This is a genomic window from Sporosarcina sp. ACRSL, from assembly GCF_022346605.1.
In the GTDB taxonomy this organism is placed as follows: domain Bacteria; phylum Bacillota; class Bacilli; order Bacillales_A; family Planococcaceae; genus Sporosarcina.
The window spans coordinates 24,471-46,406 of the sequence record NZ_JAKRNT010000001.1; the positions used below are offsets into that span (position 1 = coordinate 24,471).

The window sequence follows — 21,936 nt, forward strand, 5'->3', positions numbered from 1 at the left end:
AGCAAACTATAAGGGGGAGTGGTTGTTTTGACGATCATAGGATTTGTAAGACATGGTGTGACCGCGTGGAATAAAGAAGGTAGAGCGCAAGGCAGTTCGGATGTCCCTTTGGATGAAGAAGGGATTGAAATGGCGAAGCGCGTGGCGGACAGATTGTCGAAGGAGCCGTGGGATGTCATTTACACGAGCCATTTGCAAAGGGCAAAGAAGACGGCAGAAATCATTGCGGAACAAATGCCGGGCATTGAACTCGTGGAAGATGCACGATTGCGAGAAATCGGCGGAGGAAAGATTGAAGGGACGACCGAGGCAGAGCGCGTTGAAAAGTGGGGGAAAGATTGGAAACTGCTTGATATGGGGTTTGAAACACATAAGGCCATCGTTTCCCGCGGAATGGAATCCATTGAGGAAATCCAACAGAAACATGCCGGAAAACGGGTGTTGGTCGTCAGTCACGGTAGTTTCATTAAACATATGTTAAACGAACTCATAAAAGATAACGGCTATGAGCAAAGCCTAGATAATACATCACTGACTATCATCGAACTAAAAGACGATAAAAACCTTTGCCATCTATTCAATTGTACTGCGCATTTACAAAAGACGGCGGAGTCTTAATCAACCTCAGCCTGTTGACAAACGCTCGCATCCGTTGTTGGGGCCTACAGGAAGTAGGTCATGCATCCGTTGCCGCAGGACGCAGCGCCCTTAGGATGCCTTCATTCGCTCGTCCGCTCATGAACCTTAGTTCTATTCGCGTCTTCGCTCCACTTCGCGCGGGCTCGCAGGAGGCGAGTCATGCAACCGTCGCCACAGGACGTGGCGATCTTAGGTTGCCTTCCTTGACAAGCGTTTTCAATCAGGCTGAGGATATGTATTCTCTTAAATAATGAATCTTTGAAACGTAACCAATCATACCGGAAATGGTTTATACTATATACTATAGAAATTGTAAGAACGGGGGCTTTCACTTGAGAAAAGAAACAACAGCAGAAATTATGTCATGGATCAAAGCTATTGCAGTCGCTTGCGTCCTCGTATTCGTCGTTCGCCACTTCCTCTTTTCACCTGTCATTGTGTCTGGCCAATCGATGGAACCGACGTTTGAATCGGATAATCGCGTGATCATATCGAAAATCCATAAGCTCGACCATTTCGATTTAGTCGTCTTTCATGCACCGGGATCGGAAGACGATTATATTAAACGGGTGATCGGCCTGCCAGGGGATACGGTTGTCATGAAGGATGATCGACTTTTCATAAACGGGAAAGAGTATGAAGAAGAGTATATTCAAGCGAATAAAGAACGACTTTTTAAAGATCAAAAATTGACAGAGGACTTTGAAGTGACTGTACCACAAGGGCAGCTTTTCGTGTTAGGCGATAACCGGAGAAACAGCACGGATAGCCGGGATATCGGCTGCATCGATCAGGATTCTGTCGTTGGTAAAGTCGGATTCAGATTTTATCCATTCAATTCAATCGGAATCCCTAAATAAATGAACGCCATTTCAAACGCCCGACTTATTGGTATTGACGGTTTAGGTGGTTCAGGAAAAACAACTTTGGCACGAACATTGGAGAAGCACCTTGGAAATGTAATGGTTTTTCATCTCGATGACTTTATCCATCCGAAGAACGTTCGATACGATGAAACTGTCTCAGAGTGGGAAGCCTATTACTATAAACAATGGCGATATGATTATTTAATTCAACGTTTATTGCAGCCAGTAAAGAAAGGGTTATCTATAAACGACAACATTGAGTTGTATGATAAAGAGCAAGATGATTATATACGAAAGCAGATCTTCATCCCAACAGGCACTCAAATACTCATTGAAGGTGTATTTCTTCAACGAGCCGAGTTACGAAAGTTTTTCGATTTTGTCATCTATCTCGACATAGACAAAGAAACGAGACGGAAGCGTGTGCTCAAAAGAGATTCCTATATCGGAACGCAGGAAGACATACTTACAAAATATGAACAACGCTATTTTCCCGCGGAGGAAAGGTATGTGAAAGAGTACGACCCGATTCGTCTCGCGAACCAAGTCATCACGGAGAGTACGATGAATAGCTGGAATCGACTCTTTCGTGATTAACTCTTCTTTATTCGGGTATTCCTATACAGACTACCGAAAAAAGGAGCGATGACATTGTCTAGAGATGAAAAGAACAAAAAGAAAAACAACAATGACAATACGAACAGAGCCCAATTAGCGGAAACCGAGTATACCGACGAACAACGGCATACGAACGAAGTCGCTTCAACTGCCTATAAGGGCAGCAAGAAGGAAAAAGTGGATATCCAAAACGACAGGCTTGAATCCGGCGGCTTTTAGTATGTACAACCTCTGCGCAGTAAAATGCAGGGGTTGTTTTTTCTTGTCCGATGAGCCGACTCTACAAATACGTATTCATATGATAAATTAAGTACAACGTAAGAAGAAGGAGCACCAACGCAATGACTGATTTTTTTACAAGGAAAAAGAAAGAATTACATATAGAATTAAACGATGTCCAGAAAAAGGCTGTATTGCATTCGGAAGGTCCGATGCTTTTATTAGCCTGTCCGGGGTCGGGGAAAACGACTACGATGATCATGCGGATCGGCTACTTGATCGAGGAAAAGAACGTTAACCCGAATCGAATAAAAGCGATTACGTTCAGCCGGGCATCTGCTCTCGATATGACGGAACGATTCAAACGTTTTTTCCCGCAGCATCCCCCAGTCGATTTTTCAACCATTCATAGTCTCGCATTCACAATTACCCGCATCTATTTGCAAAAGACTGGTGTCTCATTCGATTTAATCGAAGGCGGTGGAAAAGAGAAACACGCTCTTACGAAATCGATGTTACTGAAACGCCTTTACAAAGAAGCGCTCCGGGAAGATGGCACGGAAGATGAATTGACCGCTCTTTCTACATTTATTTGAAAAATAGGATGATCCCATTCAATGAATGGAAACAAGTATCGGCTCCTTTTGACAAAGCAGGCACGATTGCGTTGAACTATGAACAGATGAAATCGAAGACGAAAGGGCATCTTCTCCTCGATTTTGACGATATGCTGTCAATTGCAGAACAAGCTTTACGCGTGGATGAGCAGCTTGCCGAACAGTTCCGCAGTCGGTATGACTATATTCTGACCGATGAAAGCCAAGATACATCGCTCGTGCAGCATCGGATTGTCGAACATCTTGTTGCCCACCATGGCAATCTCTGTGTCGTAGCGGATGACGATCAATCGATCTATACGTGGCGAGGGGCAGATCCCGCCTACCTACTGAATTTTATAGACGTATATCCGGATGCGAAATTGCTGCGAATGGAGCAAAATTATCGTTCATCAAAAGAAATTGTGGAGACCTCTGCCCAATTCATTACGCGCAATAAGCATAGGTATTTAAAAGAGATGAGAACAGTCAATAAAGAAGCAGGACCGATTGTCATTAAACAATTTGAAGACCCAAAACGGCTTCTGGAATATGTCACGTATGAATTATTGGATGAGCAAAATCTCAACGAAGTCGCTGTTTTATTTAGAAATAACGCCTCATCAACGATGTATGTCAACGAGCTCCATAGAAGAGGAATCCCATTTTACATGAAAGATGCGGATGATAAATTCTTTTCTCATTGGGTTGTCGAAGATATTTTGAATTTCATGCGACTCAGTTTTAATGTCGAACGAAAAGACATTTTCGCAAAAATCATTATGAAAATGAATTTGTTCATCTCTCGAGATATGTTGTCTTCGTTTCTTAATAAAAATACGTCCGGAAATGTATTTGAGGCGTTCATCCAATCTGTTCAATTGAAAAGTAGTCAAATTGAACGATTGGATGCTTGTATCGACGTTTATAAAAAAATCCCTAACATGCGTCCTGCCCAAATTATTAGGATGATCCGCTATGAGCTGGAATATGAGGAAGCATTGAAAAGCCGGGCAGCAAAGTTCGGCTATCGAATCGATCAACTTCTCGGCATCCTTGACACGCTGGAAGGCATTGCATCACAAGTGCGGACGATGGTCGACTTTGCGACACGGTTAAAAGAATTGGAACATGCGGTGCAGCAGGCGAAGTTCAACCCGCCAGCGAATGCATTGACGTTGTCTACTTTCCATAGTGCGAAAGGGTTGGAATTCAGGCGCGTCTTTATGATCGATTTAGTGAAGGGAATCATCCCATCCGAGGAAGATGAAACAGATCCGCTATTGCTTGAAGAAGCAAGGCGCTTATTTTACGTCGGAATGACACGGGCTAAAGAGCGGTTGGAATTGTTGTCATACCGAGAGGCGAATGGAAAATCGAAAGAGGATTCAAGATTTTTGAATGAAGTGCGGGGGATTATAATGAAGCCTGAAGAACGGAAATCGGAAATATTGAAAAAAGCAGATTTGTCGATTCCGCTAGATCCAGATGGCATTAGTAAGCGGACAGGATTATCTTTAGGCATGCACGTCTCGCATAGAGTTTTCGGAAGAGGAGTCATTAAGTCAATCGGTGATGACGATATTCAGATCTTGTTCGGGGAGAATGAAAAACGTCTGTCGCTCGAAACCATTTTATCTCGTCGGCTTCTGAAAAAGGTCGAGCTATGAAACAAGTCCTTTACGTTGGGTTTGCTGGGGCAGTCGGAGCCATTTGCCGCATAGGGATTGGAACACTCATTGGCTCATCGGACTTTCCATTGGCGACGTTAACTGTCAATCTAATGGGGACGTTCATTCTTTGTCTTCTTAGTGCAGGTGTTCTCCACCGACTCATTTCGGATCAGGAGCTTCAAACTGCTATCACAACAGGTTTTTTAGGCTCGTTTACAACGTTTTCCGCATTTAGCATGGAAACGGTAGACCTCATTCAAACTGGACAAGCGACGTTCGCTATTCTGTACATGATCCTCAGTGTTATCGGCGGGCTTGTAGTAGGAATCATCGGTGTACGAATTGGCCGTAGGATGGTGAAAGCATGACAGTCGTCGATGCAATTGTTATCGGTTTAGGTGGTTTCATCGGAGCAGTCCTACGACTTTTAATTTCCGCAAGGATGAATAAAAAGGAAGGAATTCCGATTGGGACATTGGTCGTCAATTTGACAGGCTCATTGCTGATCGGTTTTCTGATTGGATTGGAATTGCCAAAGCTTTGGACGATCTTTCTTGTGTCCGGCTTCTTAGGAGCGTTTACGACTTTTTCAACGTTGATGAAAGAGTTGCTTCAGTTATGGAGAAGTGGCAAAAGAAAGGAATCACTACTTTATTGCACATTGTCTTTCGTTTTAGGAGTTGTTTTAGCTTACGGTGGATATGTCATCGGCCAATAATACTAATTTGCTGTTTGTTTGGGAAATCTCTTGACGGGAATAGAGTAGGAGACTACAGAAACCGAATGGAGGAAATGAAATGGATAAAAACCATTCCGTAGACGCCAACAGCAAGGATAAACAATTGGAACATTACCGTTCTATCGACAAAGGGAAGAAATTGACGACCAATCAAGGATTGAAAGTTTCGGAGGATGAACATTCATTAAAAGCAGGATACCGCGGACCGACCCTAATGGAAGACTTCCATTTTCGTGAGAAGATGACTCATTTCGACCATGAGCGAATTCCAGAACGGGTCGTTCATGCGAGAGGATATGCAGCCCATGGGGAATTCGAATTGTATGAGTCAATGAGGAAATATACAAAAGCAGCCTTTTTGCAGGAAGCAGGTTCGAAGACTCCAGTTTTCACACGATTTTCGACTGTGGCGGGAAGTCGCGGATCCGCAGAGACTGTACGAGATGTCCGCGGATTCGCCGTGAAATTTTATACCGAGGAAGGTAATTATGACCTTGTCGGAAATAATATCCCTATTTTTTTCATCCAGGATGCCATAAAATTCCCGGACCTTATTCACGCTGTGAAGCCTGAGCCACATAATGAAATGCCACAAGCCGCATCCGCGCATGACACATTTTGGGATTTCGTTGCAAACAATCAGGAATCAGCACATATGATTATGTGGCATATGTCCGACAGGACGATTCCGAGAAGCTTCAGAATGATGGAAGGCTTCGGAGTGAATACGTTCAGATTGATTAATGCGGAAGGAATTGCGCACTTCGTGAAATTCCATTGGAAGCCGAAGCTCGGTGTACACTCATTAGTATGGGATGAAGCCCAAAAGATTAACGGAAAAGACCCCGACTTCCATCGTAGGGACTTGTGGGAAGCGATTGAAAAAGGGGACTTCCCGGAGTATGAATTAGGGGTACAGATCATCGAGGAGAAAGATGAATTTGCATTTGATTTCGATATATTAGATCCAACGAAGATATGGCCTGAAGAACTAGTGCCCGTTAAAATTATAGGCAAGATGACATTGAACCGGAATGTGGACAATGTATTTGCGGAAACCGAGCAAGTCGCCTTTCATCCGGGCAATGTCGTACCGGGCATCGATTTCACGAATGATCCATTATTGCAAGGGCGTTTGTTCTCGTATACGGATACACAGCTGATCCGATTGGGCGGACCGAATTTCCACGAACTCCCGATCAACCGTCCCGTCTGTCCATTCCATAATAACCAGCGGGATGGATATGGGAGGCAAACAATTAATGTTGGACAGGTGAGCTATCACAAGAATTCTTTGGCGGACAACACACCTTCACCTGCAACCGAAGACGAAGGCGGTTATGTACATTATCAAGAAAAAGTCGAAGGTCGAAAAATTCAAGCTCGCAGCGAATCATTCGCGGATCATTTCTCACAAGCGAGGCTCTTCTGGAACAGCATGTCCATTCCTGAGAAAAAGCATATCGTCGATGCCTTCAGTTTCGAACTCGGCAAGGTGAAAAGTATGAGTGTTAGACAGCAAGTCGTTGACATGTTTGCCAATGTGGATGTCGGATTGGCAACAGCGATTGCTGAAGCGATCGGAGCAGAATTTCCGACAGAAGCGAAAGAATCGACCGTGACACAATCTTCACCAGCTTTAAGTCAACTGAATACAGTCAAACGTCCAGACACTCGTAAAGTAGCTGTCCTGATCGGCAGTAGTTTCGATGGGGATGAAGTGGAAACGGTCGTCTCGTCTTGTGAGAAGGCGGGGATGAATGTCGACCTGGTAAGTGATAAATTCGGAGTCCGATACGGGAAAAATGAGTTAGCGGCTGAAATCGATGAGACCTTTTTGACTGTCCATCCGACACTCTACGATGCCATTTATGTAGTAGGAGGCGAAGCGGACAATCAAAAGAAATTCACGATGGATATTGTCGATTTCATCAACGAAGCTTATAAGCATTATAAGGCGATCGGCATTGCATCCACAGGAAAAGAATTCTTTGAGGCGTCAAACGCCGAAGTGGGACCAGGAATTATTATGAACGAGAATTCCACTGCATTTGCCGATGAATTTATTAATGCCATAGCGGAACACCGCCATTGGGACCGTAAAGTCTACGGTTGGGAATAAATAGTGCATTGAGGTGCCATACCTATTAAAGCAATGAGTATGGCGGCTTTTTGCGTAATTTGTAAAATCAGACGGAAGGACTGTTGACATATTCGTCATGGCTGGTAATATACAAACATGATCAATCATCAAGTATTGAATAAGTAACGGAGAGTCGGCATAGTAATCCTGTTGTGGGCAGTAAAAAGAGACTGAATGGACAGTGCGAATTCAGGCAGCGGCAGGCATGAAGTACACCGGCGAAGAAATTCTCCGATTTGAAATGAAGTGGACATCAGGTTTGCCTGTTGTCAATCAGGGTGGTATCGCGGAGAGCTCCTTCGTCCCTTGTCCAAGGGATGGAAGGTGCTTTTTTTGTTAACGATAGATTTAGGAGGAATGCATATGTTTCAAATAAAAGCGATTCATTCGCCTAAGTTATGGGAGTCGATCCTACTAGTTTTCGTTATCGTGGCGATGATCAGCGTAAGTTTAACCAAATTCGATGCCGTCCCCCATTTGCCGATTCTATTTTCAATTTTATTATTAATTGGATACGGTCTACTGAAAGGGATTCCTTTCCGTCTACTTGAGAAAGGATTAGTGGAAGGGGCAGGGGCCGGTATGGGTGCGGTCTACCTCTTTTTCTTCATTGGCATCTTAATTAGCAGCTGGATGATGAGCGGGACGATTCCGTCGTTAATATATACAGGTTTCCATTTAATTACACCTACATTCTTTTATGCGATTGTCTTCGTAATTACTGCCATTGTCGGTGTCTCCATCGGAAGTTCCCTTACAACTGTAGCAACGGTCGGTGTTGCGTTTATCGGGATGGCTGGTGTACTTGAGCTCTCGTTGCCAATCGCGGCAGGAGCAATCGTTTCTGGAGCGTTCTTTGGGGATAAAATGTCGCCGCTGTCGGATACGACAAATCTTGCTTCCTCGATAGTGAGAGTCGATTTGTTCGAGCATATCCGTAATATGGGGTGGACTACGGTTCCAGCATTCATATTGTCATTACTTTTCTTCGGATTGTTGTCACCAACTGTCACGGCGGGTGAATTCGATCAGATTGCAGTTTTTCAAAAAACACTTATGGAAACAGGGATGATTCATTGGTATACGGTTATTCCGCTTGTCGCATTATTTGCATTGACGATTGCCAAAGTGCCTGCTACTTTAACACTCGCAATCAGCTCAGCAGTTGCGGTCATTATTTCTTTTTTTCATCAAAGCTTTGAATTCTCGGAAGTACTTGAAATACTCTTTAGCGGGTTTGTCCCCATGACTGGAGTTGAGGACGTAGATATCCTGTTGAAGGGTGGCGGCATGGAAAGTATGATGTTTACAATCGCTCTCGTATTATTGGCGCTAAGCATGGGAGGATTGTTGTTCACGTTAGGGATTGTCCAAAATATATTAGCCCAGTTTGAGCGGCTATTGAAAAAAGTGTCTTCCGTCATTTTGGCATCGGCAATGACAGCGATCGGCATCAATGTGCTGATCGGCGAGCAATATTTATCGATTTTATTGACAGGACAGGCATTCCAAACGCAATATGCAAAGCTCGGCTTGGCTAATAAGAACTTAAGCAGAGTTATGGAAGATGCGGGGACAGTTGTGAATCCGCTCGTACCGTGGAGTGTTTGCGGCATCTTCATAACGGATGTGCTAGGGGTTGCAACAATAGAGTATTTGCCTTTCGCGTTCTTCTGTCTGTTATCACCGATACTGACCGTGCTGTTTGGTTATATGGGCAAGACATTGACAAGAACGACTTAAGAAAGAGAAACACCGAGGATAAGTGTCCTCGGTGCTTTGTCATTTATTCAATTGAAATTCTTCGGTATAGTTTGTCGCTTCCTTAAGCGCTCGTTCCTCCGCAGGAATCCGAATGGTCATCATCCATATGTTCAGAAGTGAAAATAAGACGGCAGTGAAAAATGCGTTAAACAATAATGGCAGGACAAGCAGCTCTGTTGCGACAATGATGTAATTCGGGTGACGTACCCATTTGTACGGTCCTCGCTTCACCACTTTGGCATGGGGTAGGACAATGATTTTCGTATTCCAAAACTTTCCTAAGGAAGCTAAGCACCAAACCCTTGCAATCTGCGCTGCCAAAAAGATACCGAGCAAAATCTGCCAAATGGTGGATAGCTGGCGATGGAAGAAAAGCACTTCCGCAATGAGTGTAATGAAAAAGAAAATATGCATCGCGACCATGAAAGGATAGTGTGACGAACCAGCTTCAAAAGCACCTTGGCTCTTCATCCATTTTTCGTTTCGCTTTGCAATGAACAATTCAATGATTCTTTGCAAAATGACAATCGTAAGTACAATGCCCAAAATCAATGCAACCACCTCAATCCCACTTTAACAGCAGCAATTCACCACAAAATCCTGGACCTAGCGCTGCCATCAATCCGTATTCTCCTTCGGAAGGATCCGATTCCATAAACTTCTTGAGTACATAAAGGACGGTCGGCGAAGACATATTACCGTGATTCCGCAACACTTCCCTCGATATTTCCGTTTTTGAACTGTCGAATCCTAATGCATCCTCGTACGCTGTTAATACTTTTTTGCCGCCGGGGTGTGCGACGAAGTGAGTGATATCGTCTTTTCCTAAATTATAGGAGTCAAGGAATTCATGGACGAACGGCCCTAACCAATTGGTAATGATCGATGGGATGCTTTTCGAGAATATAACATAGAGCCCGTTGTTTTTAATGTCCCAGCCCATGACGTCCTCTGAGTCGGGCATCCATTTCGACGTCGTGCCGATAATAGACGGGACAGGAATGGTAACGCCGATTTCAGATCGATCTCCCGAAATTAACGCACAGGAGATGCCGTCGGAGAACAAGGACACCCCGACGAGATTGCTTTTCGAATAATCATCTTTTTGGAATGTCAGACTGCAGAGCTCAATCGATAACACTAATACATTCGCCTTTGGATTCGCTTTACAATATTCAAAAGCACGGCTGACACCTGCAGCCCCTCCGGCACAGCCGAGTCCCCATATCGGAACCCGTCTCACATCGTCCCGGAAAGGTATTCTATTCATAATGCGTGCTTCAATGCTGGGTGTTGCAATACCGGTACTGGAAATGAAGAAAATGGCGTCGATTTCCGTTGGGTCCACTCGTTCAGCAAGTGTACGCGATTCGCTGAGGCATGCTTGTACAGCTTGAACTCCGAAATCTATAGCGTGGCGGATATACAAGTCATTCCGTTCTTCAAAATCATGGGTTTGCCCATACCACTCAAGTGGCATGCAAACATCCCGCTTCTCAATATCGCCGTTTTGAAAGATTTTCAAAAGTCGTTCGATATCTTTGAATTTACGGCTGAATAGGGAACGGGTTAATTGAACAGCTTCCTCCTGTTTCACTTCATGAGGAGGGAGAATCGTACTGACAGACAAAATTTTTGGCATGGATAGACCTCCGATATCTTTATCAATCTCTTTTCCTTGAATGGTAGTCGTTAAACATTTCTATATCTGTCAATAGATGAAATAGGGAGTTGTCATTACAGTAGTTTATGAAGGGAGGAAATCGAATATGAAAGCCCGGCAAAAGGGCGGGCTTCAATCGGTTGGAGAGAGTATCGTTTTACACAAGTTACGGAAGTTTTCCTTGAATCTTTCATTGCTTTCTTTCGATCGTTTTTTTGGACCGCGGAGTCGTCCTCCCGCCATCCTGATTTTCTGTGCTGTATGTCTTGCGAATAGAAGCTGATCGATATTTTCATTTGTATACAATCTGCCGTTCTGATCAATCGGATGTCCTTGTTTCGCTAATACCATGGCCGCTAACCCATAATCTTGAGTCACAACAACATCCCCTTTTCGTACTTTATTAACAAGAACAAAATCGACAGCATCTGCTCCTTTTGAAACGATGATCGTTTCAGCACCTTCACGATGCATTTCATGGGCGGTATCACAAATGAGCGTACAAGGTAGATTGAATTGCTTTGCAATGGAAATCGTTTCATTGACGACGGGACAGCCGTCTGCATCTACAAAAATCATCACCATGGCAGGACCTCTTTTCAGTTTGAGTATGAAGCGTTTACCCATAATCATACTATACATAGATTAGAGCCGTACTATATCATATTCAATCGTATTCGTTTCATTCAAAGAGGGTAAGGTATTGGAAATAGTGGTAAATGAGTGGGGTAGGCATGGATAAGGAAGAAGAAGTACGAATGACGTTGGAGGAATCCGAAAGCTATGGCCGTGCAATCAATGCCCGAAATGCGGCTGTCGAGAGGAATCAAGTATATGAAGAGGAAGAGATCATCCCAGCACTCGAGCTGCCGCCGCCATTGAGCGAGGAAGAGATTAAGAAACGGGTTGGCGAAGCGAATTACAACTACATGAAAGACGAAAAAACGATGAACTCCATAAACAGTTAATAGGCTAAAGTATAAGAGGATCTATGTTCAATCTATGAACATAGGTCCTCTATTTTTTATCCATACGTTGTTTGTGGGGGAGATTATGTATAACAGTTAATGATCGTTACTTGTTTTTAGAATATTATGTTATTATTTAAATAGACTTAATGCACAACTCATTAGGGGGAATTCCATGCAAACTATTAAGGAAAGATTAATGAATCACGTAAAAGTCCTATCAAATGAGATTGGATGTCGTCCTGTGGGAACACAAGCGAATAGTGCTGCATCCGCTTATATTGAAAAAGTGTTTAGGGATTCAGGTTTAGAAGTAGAATTACAAGAGTTTGAAGTTCCAGTTTGGCAACTAAATGAGGCTTTTATAGAATTTAATAGTGAAAGGCTTGAAGCAAGAGGTAATAGTTTTACAGAAGCATGTGAGGTTTCAGGTGAAATCATACCCTTCTGTACGATGGAAGAGCTTGCATCTTCATCGAATTTAGAAGGAAAAATAGCCTTCTTATATGGAGAATTATCGAAGGAAAATTATGTTCCAAAAAGTTTTACCATTTACAATCCAGACCATCATAAAAAAACAATACAACTATTTGAAGAGAAAAAACCATCAGCAATTATATTTGTACGAATGGAAACAGAAAAAAACTTACCAATCATCAATGACTGGGACTTCTCTATTCCTTCCTTAACGGTTACTCCAGAAGTAGGTTTGAAAATAATAGATAATCATCATGACTCATCAGCAGTTTGCACTATTAATAGCACGAGTAGTCGGGGAAGCACAAAAAACATTATCGGGAGAATGCAAGGAGATGGGGAAGAAAAGATTATTCTTGTTGCCCATTATGATACTGTATTTGAAACGAATGGAGCGTACGACAATGCATCGGGGATTGCTCTTCTACTCTCGTTAGCTGAGGAATTAGCAAATGGAAAAAATCGGAAGAACGGATTCGAATTTATTGCATTTAGTTCTGAAGAATTCCTTGCTCTCGGAGATGAATACTATTTAAAAGAACATAAAGGAAACCTGCAAAATATAATAGTAGCAATGAATTTTGACGGAGTGGGACAATCACTTGGGACAAACAATATCACGCTTATGTCAGGTTCAAAGGAATTAGAAGCTGATTTAAGAGAGATCAAGAGGGCATTCCCTTCGGTTCACTGGACATCTCCTTGGTATGAAAGTAATCATTATACTTTTTTCTCAAATGGAGTTCCAAGTATTCCTTTTAGTAGTACCGGCGTGTCTGATCTATTACATACAAAAGAGGACACGGATCGATGGTTAAGTAAAGACAAATTATATGAAGTATACTTACTTGCTTTTGAAATAATAAAGAGCTTGCAAGGTAAAACGAGTAAGTGGACAAGGGATTCCTAGGTCTTGTTGAACTACGAGCACTTCGTTTAAATAAGAGAGGGCATACCATCGCATAAAAACGTTATGCCCTCATCTAGTGAAAAACGATTCAATAAAGAATTATCGAACTGTTATTCTTCCGTTATCCGACTTCAACTTAATTTGGTGCAATTCCGCACCAAAACGGCTGCGTGAATTGCGCTCACCATAAATATCGATTCTCCCATGTCCTGTTTTCGCGAGGATGGTTGCATTGGTAGCTTTACGCTTTGTCGTGATTTCGATGCTGCCATTATCCGTTTGGAAATCAATATTGCGATCCAAATGTTCCCCAGCGAGGACAATCCGACCATTGTCCGTAATTGCCGTTATTTCTCCATCGACTTGGTCGAACTCGATGCGCCCGTTATCTGATTCCGCGTAGATGGCATCTGCTTCGACATGTCTCATCGTCACCCGTCCATTATCCGTTTTAGCCTTCAGACGGTCCGTCTGTACTTTTGACATTTCGATTCGCCCGTTATCTGTTTCCGCTTCTAGCGAAGTTGCAGCAAGTTCGGACAATTCAATGCGCCCGTTATCGGTGCGACACTCGATCTGTTTCCCAATCAATTTTTCGGCGTTGATTCGACCATTATCCGATTTCATGGAAATGGATTGATACAATTTCTTTGGAATGAACACGTTCAATGCCACACCTTTCGTATTGAAATTGAACAAGAATAACCAATGCATTTTGTTTTTCAGTTTGACCCTTAGCGTATCTCCGAAGACTTCTGCGGTAAGTTCCAGTTTATCTTTTGGTCCGGTCAACTCGATCCTCGTTTCATCATTGTCGGAAGGGAAGACCGTCAGTGAGCCGTGCTGGACTTCAATATCCACTTTCGTGAAGCTGTTATCTTGAATGGTAACTAATTCGCTCGTCGGGTTTGTGATGATTTCATTGTGATCATCTTTAAAAGGATAGGCTTCTAACAAATCCGCTGCGATTTTTGCAGGAGAGCCTAGTGATGCGGCAATTTCATCTTCAGCTTTTCCATCTTCCCGGCCATCTGAAAAGTATTCGCGGATATCTTGGAGAATATCGTTTCTTTCATCTACAGGCAAACGTCTTAACGCGTGTTCAAGTTCACTGATAAATTGGTTTTCAGTCATGGCGAACGCCCTCCTCGATCAATTTATTAACCCCATCCGTAAAACTACGCCATTCATCCAATTGCTCATGCAAATACTCCCGTCCGGCATCCGTCAGCTTGTAATATTTTCGGGGAGGGCCTTCTGTCGATTCCTGCAAGTATGTTGTGAAATAACCTTCCTTCGTCAAGCGGCGAAGCAAAGGATAGACGGACCCTTCCGAAATGGAAATCTGGTCTGAAATCTTCTGAACCAGCTCATATCCGTAACGATCCTGTTTATCCAAAAGAACAAGGACACAAAGATTTAATACGCCTTTTTTGAATTGGATATTCATGAATCAATCTCCTTTCAGTATTGTCTATTGAACACTACTGATTGATCAAACATACTGATTAAGAACAATATATCATATGGTATTATTCAATGCAAGGTACTGTGATAAATTTATTTTCGGAACTTTTTCATCGTTTAGACGTATAGAAAGGCAGACATCGAAGTGAGGAGGAAAAGGTATGGAAGGAACCTATTTCGTTGGATGGGGAACGCTTGCATTAATTAACGCGGGAATCGCGCAAGGAAAAAATAGAAGTGGCTTGAATTGGTTTTTATTATCGTTAGTATTAGGCCCTGTGGCCACATTCTTCCTAGTTATAGTTGAAAAAAGATAAGTCTTTTCAAAACGCACACTTATGGTAAACTATTTCTGTAATCGAAATATATAGTCGTAGGGGGAATGGAAATGTCGGAAGTGAAAATAATCTTTGCAAATGATGAATTGATTAACGGTAACGAAGCACGGAAAAACTTCGTTGCACAACAGAAGGCTGGCCATAGTTCAGTTTTGATCGATGATACGCATTATGTGGTCATCAAGGAAGTTGAAAAGGCAAGTTTAGAAAAAGTCCGTTCAACAGCAGGAGACATTGCGCGTGATTTGGCAGCGCAAAAAGTGGAGAAGGCGACTGTGCAAGAAGGAGTTTTAAATAATGTATTCGCTGACTTGGATAAAGAGGCTGTCTACACTGCTTTTGCAGAAGGTTGGGATCTCGGTTCCTATCAATTCCTATCGTATAAATCAGAGGCAGAGCGATTCAATACTGAACTTCAAGTAAATAACGGCGAAATGGAAGCAGCTGTTCAAACGGGTAAAATCCGTGCTGCCGCTACTGCGTTCTCACGCGATTTGATGAATGAAGTGTCGGACGTCCTGAACCCTGAAACGTATCCGGATGTATTGAAGCAAAAGTTCGAAGGCAAAGGCGTGGAAGTAATTGTTCACGGTAAAGAGCAACTTGAAGAGATGGAAATGAACGGTCTCCTGACAGTTTGCCGTGGTAGTAAATACAAGCCATCTTTCGTGGAGCTTCATTACAAAGGCGATGCTTCAAAACCACTCGTCGCACTTGTCGGGAAAGGTGTCACGTTCGATACAGGCGGAATCAGCCTGAAAAGCGGCAAAGACTTGAGCAGCATGAGAATGGACATGGGCGGTTCTGCGGCAGTTGCAGGAGCTATGCAGCTTCTTGTTGATTCAAATGCGAAAGTGAATGTTGTTGCTTTGATTCCGATGGTTGAAAACACACCGGATGCAAATTCCGTATTCCCAGGCGAAGTGATCCGATATAAAAACGGTAAAACCGTGCAAGTGGGGAACACAGACGCAGAAGGACGCCTCATCTTGGCGGACGCATTGATCCGTGCCGGTGAATTGAATGCAGAGTATATCGTCGATATCGCAACATTGACAGGAGCTATCGTAGCCGCATTAGGTTCTGAAATCGGCGGTGTCTTTGGTGATGAAGACCTAGCTTTCGTCATGAAAAAAGTCGGTGACCAAAACGGTGACTTCGTCTGGCCGATGCCGTTGGTCGAAGCATACGACAAATCATTAGCAAGCGACTACGCAGACATGAGCAATATCAGTTCATTGAACTTTGCCGGTTCTATTACAGCAGGTCTATTCCTACGCCGTTTTGTGCCGGAAAACAGCAAATGGCTGCATGTTGACATGGCAGGTATGATGAGCAAGTCAAGCGCATCAGGCTACTACGCAAAATCAGCTACAGGCTACGGTGCAAGGCTATTGGCTGACTACACTGTGGAAATTTCAAAATAAGATAAAAAAGAGGATAGTATGTTCAATTTGAACGACTATCCTTTTTTTTTGTACCAAGACATTGAAAATTTTGTCTACTATGGATAGAATGAATGGAAATAATTGTTTGATGAGGGGCGATTTTTCAAATGACTGAAATCAAGGATTCGACACAATTACTGAGGATGCTCAACGAATTATATCCTGTAGAGCTACTAACAGTACAAGCAGTAACAAATGAGATGTTCAGATGTACTGCCAAACAAGACGTTTATTTCGTCCGAATCACCAATTATAAGTCTTACGAAGAACAGCTTGAGGAAGTGACATATACGAACTTCTTGTGTAGGGAAGGTTTAGCGGTTTCACCAACAATTTCTTCATTGAAACGAAACGTCGTAGAAAAAATAACACTTAACGGCAAAGAAGTGTTGACGGTTTTATATAAAGCAGCGCCTGGTATCCATTTACCAAGAGAACAGTGGAATGCTGATGTATTAAAAGAATTAGGATGCCAAATCGGTAGATTGCATCGTTTTTCGCAGAAATTTGAAGAGATCCATCCTGTAAAATATATCAACGATTGGCATGACAATGAGGAATATGATTTTCTCAAATATATTCCGAATGAAGAAACCGCTATTCGAGAGATTGCACAAGATGTCTTATCAACGATTAAAGGGTTGCCAAAAATTCGTTCGAATTACGGATTATTGCACGGAGATTTATGGTTAGAAAACATCCTTGTGGATGATTCGAAATTATCAATGGTCGATTTTCAAGATTGCGAGAAGAACTTTTATATTTTTGATTTGGCAGTTCCGATCTATAGTGCGATTGAGTACTCGTTTGTAGGGGGAGGCAACATCGTTGAATACGGACGAAGTATCACCAAAGCAATTCTTGACGGATACCGAGAAGAACATGACCTACCCGCAGAAATGGTAGAACTACTTCCTCTGTTCATTAAATTAAAGGAAGTATTTGAATACAGCCTAATGCATATGTATTGGAATAAAGAAAAGTTAACGGAAGAGCAAATTCGAATCATGAATCATTATAGGATGAGAATTGAACGAAATCATTTGCTTCTAGATATGTAGCACAACTACTATGGGGGATTCTCTATGATCTATGTAGTAAGACATGGCCAAACAGATTTGAACAAAGATAGAAAAATGCAAGGAAGAATGGGATTGCCGCTAAATGAGTATGGAATCGAACAAGCAAAAGCCGTAAAAAAAGAATTAGAGAAAGTAAAGTTTGATTTTGTATTTTCATCCCCACAAGTAAGAGCTGTGCAAACAGCAGAAATTGTTACCGGGGTACGAGCTGTATTGGATGTATTTGATTTAGGTGAAGCGGACGGTTTACCTATTAGTGAAGTAATGATGGTTGGAGCATTACCGGATTCTTCTATTTACAATGGGGTTGAAGAACCATCTGACTTTGTTAGAAGAGTGTTTGATTTCATGAAGGAGCTTGAAAAACATTACGGGGATAATGAAGTAAATGTTCTTATATCCGGTCACAGATGTACAACCGGTTGTATCGGCTCCTATTTCAAAGGGATCCCTACCGATGGAAATGTATTGAAATTTTCCTCTGATACGGGTGATTATAAGACATATTATTTTTAAAAAGTTTAGAGTGACTGAACTAACACAAAGAGGGGGCAATGACTTTGGGACAAAATACAACACATGTTTACACACCGCCTAAACATTTTGTTTCAGCTGCAACGATTGTACTCAATGATCAAAATGAAATTTTGTTAATAAAAGGACCTATGAGAGGTTGGGAAATGCCAGGTGGAATCGTTGAGGAAGGCGAGTCTTTGAAAGATGCAGCAATTAGGGAAACTAAAGAGGAGTCGGGTATCGATATTGAAGTTCTGAAATTCTGCGGGATTTTTCAAAACGTGAACAAATCAATTTGTAATACGCTGTTTCTAGCTAAACCAATTGGAGGCAAATTAACAACTTCAACAGAGAGTTTAGAAGTGGGATTCTTTCCTATAAAACAAGCTTTGGAGATGGTGACATTGGTAAACTTCAGGCAAAGAATAGAGTACTGTCTTAATGACAGCATTCAACAGTTTTATGTAGAATTTTGAGTTTATTTATGAGCAGGTAAACAAACTATTACATAAATAATTACATTGGAAGGGAGACAGGTTGTATGATGGAGAAGGGGGCTTTTTCAGTAGAAAAAGATAAAGGTGATATTAAATTTTCAATAATAATACCTGCTCATAATGAAGAAAATTATATTGGGAAATGCTTGCAGTCTATATTGAAAGCCTCAAAACCATATGAAAATCAAGTTGAAGTCATCGTCGTGTTAAATCGGTGTACGGACGGAACGAAAGAAATCGCAGAATCATACAATTGCTTCACGATTGAGAATGTCGATAAAAACCTATCCAAGATTCGTAACGCTGGCGTTGATATTGCGAGAGGTGAGATGATCGTCACAATTGATGCGGATTCCCAGATGAACGAGAATTTATTGTCCGAAGTGGAACGGTTTCTAACAAGTGGAAAGTATATCGGTGGCGGAGCGGCAGGGAAATTCGAAAGAATGTCTATGGGGATATTTGTTTCAACCTTATTACTCATCGTCCCACTACTTTTTAAATATGGAGCAATCTCCGTAGGGATATTTTGGTGTTATAAAAAGGACTTTAAGGCGATCAACGGGTTTAATGAGAAAATGCTTATGGCGGAGGATGCCGATTTTGCGAAGCGATTAAAAGATTGGGGAAAGAAGAATGGAAAAAAATACGGTACGATAAAAAATGGGATGATTACTTCTTGCAGAAAGTTTGATAAACATGGAGACTGGGCTTTGCTTAAACGTCCGAAGTTAATCCTAGCCTATCTAAAAGGGACTGATCAGAAATATGCGGATGAGGCATATTATGAAAATCAAGATAGATAACAAAGTAGTGTAATACAATGTCTGGGTTAGCATTCTATTTTATGTAGAAGGCGAGGTTTTTTTATGAAAAAAATAATTATTGAAGATAGTACAATAAAGGACATACCAATAATAAGCATTTATCAAGCAAATATACGTAAGTCCCCATTGGTCTTTTTTTTACATGGGTACGGGGGAAAGCGTGAACAAGCGTTGGATTTTGGATATATGCTTGCAAAAAAAGGGTTTTATTACGTTAGTATGGACTGCAAAGGTCATGGTGAGAGAACACTAACCAACGAAAGTTTCAAGTTTTCCGCGGTTTTTCCACCAGATACTGGATTGGATACATATGTCCGCATGCATGAAGTTATTGAACAAACAGCCACTGATATCCAAAGTTTAATTGATTACTTTAAAAGTAAAGACGAGATTGACTCCAATAAAATTGGAATATCAGGTTTTTCTATGGGAGGATATGCATCATTTTATATAGCAGCAAATAACCCCAATATTAAGGTCGCTGTTCCAATAGCCGGAAAACCAGCCTTTACTAAAGCATGGCAAGATTCTATCGCTTCCACAGTTACTTATGACAAGTGGAGTCCTCAACTTCAAGAAGCAGTTGAAGAAATAGAAAGACGTACAGATTATTTTCAGAAAATAGACCCTTTCGATAAAATGAGTAACTTTTCTCCAAAACCATTGCTAATAATTAATGGCGATCAAGACACTGATTCTCTATACATTTATTCATTAGAGCTTTATAACAAGTTATTACCTTTGTACACTGATAACCCGGATAAGCTTAAGCTCAGTATGCCTTTTGTTAATCATCAATTTAACTATAGTGTGAAACTTGAAACATGCAATTGGTTTGAAAAACATCTTGTTTAAGTGTTAATTTGGAATAATCAGGTGCTAGAATGAGAAATGACATAAGGTTGTTTAGGGACAAATTATTAAAGAATTATACATGTTGTCGGAATATTCATTTAACAAATTAACGCAAAATGTGATGAGGGTATAAAAATGGATAATGGAACAGCCAAAAATATTAGAGAAGGATTAACAGCTGACTGCTCGAAGTGCTTTGGCCTGTGCTGCACAGCGCTTGCAATTGTAGCATCAACTGATTTTCCAATAAACAAGCCAGCAGGTACGCCTTGTGTCAATTTACAATCTGATTATAGTTGTCAAATTCACAGTAACCTTCGGGGAAGAGGTTTTAAAGGCTGTACTGTTTTTGATTGTTTAGGTGCTGGACAAGTCGTTTCTCAGGTGACTTTTAAAGGTCAAAGTTGGCGAGATAATCCTGAAATTGGAGATAAGATGTTCCGCGTGTTTCCGATCATGGAACAAATACATGAAATGATAGCTTACATATCAGAAGCCTTGTCGTATGACATTCCCCATAAATTATCTGATAGATTGAATGTGCAGTTAGTAGCCTTACAGAACTTAACAAGACTCGATGCTGAACAATTACTAGTTCTTGATTTAGCGAAGTATAGAATTCCAATAAATAATTTGCTTTCTGAAACTAGCAAGTATATTCGAGAAAGCTTACTCGCAAAGTTGCCTGGCAATAAAAATGCTACGAACTATAATCATGAAAGAGCTGATTGGATTGGCAAAAAATTAAGAGGTAAAGATTTAAGAGCGATGAATTTTAGGGGAGCATATTTGATAGCTGCAGATTTGAGGAATACAGATCTAAGAAGTGCCGATTTTATTGGCGCTGATTTGCGTGATGCTGATGTAAGCGGAGCGAACTTATCTACGAGTATGTTTTTAACTCAAATGCAAATTAATTCGGCTAAGGGTGATGTAAAGACAACGTTACCATCTCAAATAGAAAGACCCTCTCATTGGGTTAAGTGATGTTGTTCATGTTTGTCCATTAAAGGAGATAGTTAGATAGCATTTCCATTTCAAAGTGCGCTACTGGAAAAAATGCACCATTTATGAATTAACTTATGATATTGATATTTAGCTGTTTGAAAAAGTTTTTTGCATAAATAGGGAAGGTTTAGTTAAAAAGAGGTGAGTTAAATATATGTATCAATATTTCAATGGCCTAGTAATTAGGGAAGGCACTGAGGGAGTTCCAGCTGACTATGTAGAATATCTTTTTGAAGATGCAGGATGGGCGAGAAATACTCCATCTTGGCAGAAAGAAAAGTATTCCATAATATTTAGAAACTCAACCTGGGCATTTACTGTTTGGGATAATAACAAAATGATTGGTATGGTTAGGGTCATATCAGACAAAGTTATGGTTGCCAACATACTGGATTTAGTAGTTTTATCAGAATATCGAGGAAAAGGTATAGGCAAAAAACTTGTGGAACTTTGTGTTCAAAAACTTCCCCACGGTGATTGGTTCGCACACACTTCTGCTAACAATTTTAAATTCTATGAAACATGTGGCTTTGAAGTAAAAGACTTAACTATGAATGGTACTTGTGCTTATTACGGATATATTCAAGCACGTAAAGATGGACAAAGGTAAATAATCTTGTTAT

The 21,936-nt window shown here is 41.4% G+C and carries 26 protein-coding genes; 21 read left to right on the plus strand and 5 right to left on the minus strand.

The window, feature by feature from the left end; all coding sequences use genetic code 11:
- Positions 1-18: 18 nt before the first annotated feature.
- From MHZ92_RS00225 to nhaC, 10 genes are all read left to right on the plus strand, one after another.
- Entirely contained in the window at positions 19-618 is a 600-nt protein-coding gene (locus tag MHZ92_RS00225) for a histidine phosphatase family protein (protein WP_370644511.1), read from the plus strand.
- Between the two features lie 353 nt (positions 619-971).
- Positions 972-1,499: a signal peptidase I gene (lepB, locus tag MHZ92_RS00230; RefSeq protein ID WP_370644512.1), complete on the plus strand. Its 528-nt coding sequence runs from the start codon at positions 972-974 to the stop codon at positions 1,497-1,499.
- Positions 1,500-2,102 carry an AAA family ATPase gene (locus tag MHZ92_RS00235; protein ID WP_255723300.1) on the plus strand — a complete coding sequence of 201 codons (603 nt, stop codon included), beginning with the start codon at positions 1,500-1,502 and terminating at the stop codon, positions 2,100-2,102.
- Positions 2,103-2,156: 54 nt separating this feature from the next.
- Complete coding sequence (locus MHZ92_RS00240; RefSeq protein WP_239429486.1) at positions 2,157-2,342, plus strand: hypothetical protein; 186 nt, start codon at positions 2,157-2,159, stop codon at positions 2,340-2,342.
- Positions 2,343-2,464: 122 nt separating this feature from the next.
- Positions 2,465-2,938, plus strand: a complete 474-nt coding sequence (locus MHZ92_RS21525; RefSeq protein ID WP_370644513.1) for a UvrD-helicase domain-containing protein — start codon at positions 2,465-2,467, stop codon at positions 2,936-2,938.
- Positions 2,935-4,608, plus strand: coding sequence for an ATP-dependent helicase (locus tag MHZ92_RS00245; protein ID WP_370644514.1), 1,674 nt, complete (start codon positions 2,935-2,937; stop codon positions 4,606-4,608). The genes MHZ92_RS21525 and MHZ92_RS00245 overlap by 4 nt, the downstream gene beginning before the upstream one ends.
- The gene (locus MHZ92_RS00250) at positions 4,605-4,979 is read left to right on the plus strand and encodes a fluoride efflux transporter FluC (RefSeq protein WP_239429487.1); all 375 of its coding nucleotides are present in this window, start codon (positions 4,605-4,607) and stop codon (positions 4,977-4,979) included. Before MHZ92_RS00245 ends, MHZ92_RS00250 begins: the two co-directional genes overlap by 4 nt.
- Complete coding sequence (gene crcB / locus MHZ92_RS00255; protein WP_239429488.1) at positions 4,976-5,329, plus strand: fluoride efflux transporter CrcB; 354 nt, start codon at positions 4,976-4,978, stop codon at positions 5,327-5,329. Before MHZ92_RS00250 ends, crcB begins: the two co-directional genes overlap by 4 nt.
- Before the next feature lie 79 nt (positions 5,330-5,408).
- Positions 5,409-7,472: a catalase gene (locus MHZ92_RS00260; RefSeq protein ID WP_239429489.1), complete on the plus strand. Its 2,064-nt coding sequence runs from the start codon at positions 5,409-5,411 to the stop codon at positions 7,470-7,472.
- Between the two features lie 384 nt (positions 7,473-7,856).
- On the plus strand, positions 7,857-9,236 hold the full coding sequence (nhaC, locus tag MHZ92_RS00265; RefSeq protein ID WP_239429490.1) for a Na+/H+ antiporter NhaC: 1,380 nt from the start codon (positions 7,857-7,859) through the stop codon (positions 9,234-9,236).
- 39 nt (positions 9,237-9,275) lie between these two features.
- Here the strand turns inward: nhaC and MHZ92_RS00270 are convergent, their stop codons facing one another.
- From MHZ92_RS00270 to MHZ92_RS00280, 3 genes are all read right to left on the minus strand, one after another.
- Positions 9,276-9,809, minus strand: a complete 534-nt coding sequence (locus tag MHZ92_RS00270; protein ID WP_239430050.1) for an isoprenylcysteine carboxyl methyltransferase family protein — start codon at positions 9,807-9,809, stop codon at positions 9,276-9,278.
- Positions 9,810-9,819: 10 nt separating this feature from the next.
- Positions 9,820-10,899, minus strand: coding sequence for a type III polyketide synthase (locus MHZ92_RS00275; protein WP_239429491.1), 1,080 nt, complete (start codon positions 10,897-10,899; stop codon positions 9,820-9,822).
- Between the two features lie 153 nt (positions 10,900-11,052).
- On the minus strand, positions 11,053-11,505 hold the full coding sequence (locus tag MHZ92_RS00280) for a YaiI/YqxD family protein (RefSeq protein WP_239429492.1): 453 nt from the start codon (positions 11,503-11,505) through the stop codon (positions 11,053-11,055).
- Between the two features lie 149 nt (positions 11,506-11,654).
- Here MHZ92_RS00280 and MHZ92_RS00285 point away from each other — a divergent pair, with 149 nt between their 5' ends.
- Together MHZ92_RS00285 and MHZ92_RS00290 are read left to right on the plus strand one after the other, a co-directional pair.
- Positions 11,655-11,888 carry a hypothetical protein gene (locus MHZ92_RS00285; RefSeq protein ID WP_239429493.1) on the plus strand — a complete coding sequence of 78 codons (234 nt, stop codon included), beginning with the start codon at positions 11,655-11,657 and terminating at the stop codon, positions 11,886-11,888.
- A gap of 175 nt (positions 11,889-12,063) precedes the next feature.
- A complete protein-coding gene (locus MHZ92_RS00290; protein ID WP_239429494.1) occupies positions 12,064-13,275 on the plus strand; it encodes a M28 family metallopeptidase in 1,212 nt (403 codons plus the stop codon).
- Positions 13,276-13,374: 99 nt separating this feature from the next.
- Here the strand turns inward: MHZ92_RS00290 and MHZ92_RS00295 are convergent, their stop codons facing one another.
- Both MHZ92_RS00295 and MHZ92_RS00300 read right to left on the minus strand, forming a co-directional pair.
- Positions 13,375-14,409: a DUF4097 family beta strand repeat-containing protein gene (locus tag MHZ92_RS00295; RefSeq protein ID WP_239429495.1), complete on the minus strand. Its 1,035-nt coding sequence runs from the start codon at positions 14,407-14,409 to the stop codon at positions 13,375-13,377.
- The gene (locus MHZ92_RS00300) at positions 14,402-14,725 is read right to left on the minus strand and encodes a PadR family transcriptional regulator (protein WP_239429496.1); all 324 of its coding nucleotides are present in this window, start codon (positions 14,723-14,725) and stop codon (positions 14,402-14,404) included. Before MHZ92_RS00300 ends, MHZ92_RS00295 begins: the two co-directional genes overlap by 8 nt.
- A 178-nt stretch (positions 14,726-14,903) precedes the next feature.
- Between MHZ92_RS00300 and MHZ92_RS00305 the strand changes: the two genes are divergently transcribed.
- The 9 genes from MHZ92_RS00305 (at position 14,904) to MHZ92_RS00345 (ending at position 21,923) form a co-directional block, all read left to right on the plus strand.
- Positions 14,904-15,059, plus strand: coding sequence for a hypothetical protein (locus MHZ92_RS00305; protein ID WP_239429497.1), 156 nt, complete (start codon positions 14,904-14,906; stop codon positions 15,057-15,059).
- A 71-nt stretch (positions 15,060-15,130) separates the two neighbouring features.
- The gene (locus MHZ92_RS00310) at positions 15,131-16,507 is read left to right on the plus strand and encodes a leucyl aminopeptidase family protein (protein ID WP_239429498.1); all 1,377 of its coding nucleotides are present in this window, start codon (positions 15,131-15,133) and stop codon (positions 16,505-16,507) included.
- A 164-nt stretch (positions 16,508-16,671) separates the two neighbouring features.
- Positions 16,672-17,589, plus strand: a complete 918-nt coding sequence (locus tag MHZ92_RS00315) for a phosphotransferase enzyme family protein (protein WP_370644600.1) — start codon at positions 16,672-16,674, stop codon at positions 17,587-17,589.
- A gap of 24 nt (positions 17,590-17,613) precedes the next feature.
- Complete coding sequence (locus tag MHZ92_RS00320) at positions 17,614-18,126, plus strand: histidine phosphatase family protein (RefSeq protein WP_239429500.1); 513 nt, start codon at positions 17,614-17,616, stop codon at positions 18,124-18,126.
- A gap of 38 nt (positions 18,127-18,164) precedes the next feature.
- Entirely contained in the window at positions 18,165-18,602 is a 438-nt protein-coding gene (locus tag MHZ92_RS00325) for an NUDIX hydrolase (RefSeq protein WP_370644515.1), read from the plus strand.
- A gap of 65 nt (positions 18,603-18,667) precedes the next feature.
- Entirely contained in the window at positions 18,668-19,429 is a 762-nt protein-coding gene (locus MHZ92_RS00330) for a glycosyltransferase (RefSeq protein WP_239429502.1), read from the plus strand.
- A gap of 63 nt (positions 19,430-19,492) precedes the next feature.
- A complete protein-coding gene (locus tag MHZ92_RS00335) occupies positions 19,493-20,305 on the plus strand; it encodes an alpha/beta hydrolase family protein (protein ID WP_239429503.1) in 813 nt (270 codons plus the stop codon).
- 135 nt (positions 20,306-20,440) lie between these two features.
- Positions 20,441-21,292, plus strand: a complete 852-nt coding sequence (locus MHZ92_RS00340) for a pentapeptide repeat-containing protein (RefSeq protein WP_239429504.1) — start codon at positions 20,441-20,443, stop codon at positions 21,290-21,292.
- Positions 21,293-21,467: 175 nt separating this feature from the next.
- A complete protein-coding gene (locus MHZ92_RS00345; protein WP_239429505.1) occupies positions 21,468-21,923 on the plus strand; it encodes a GNAT family N-acetyltransferase in 456 nt (151 codons plus the stop codon).
- Positions 21,924-21,936 lie beyond the last annotated feature (13 nt).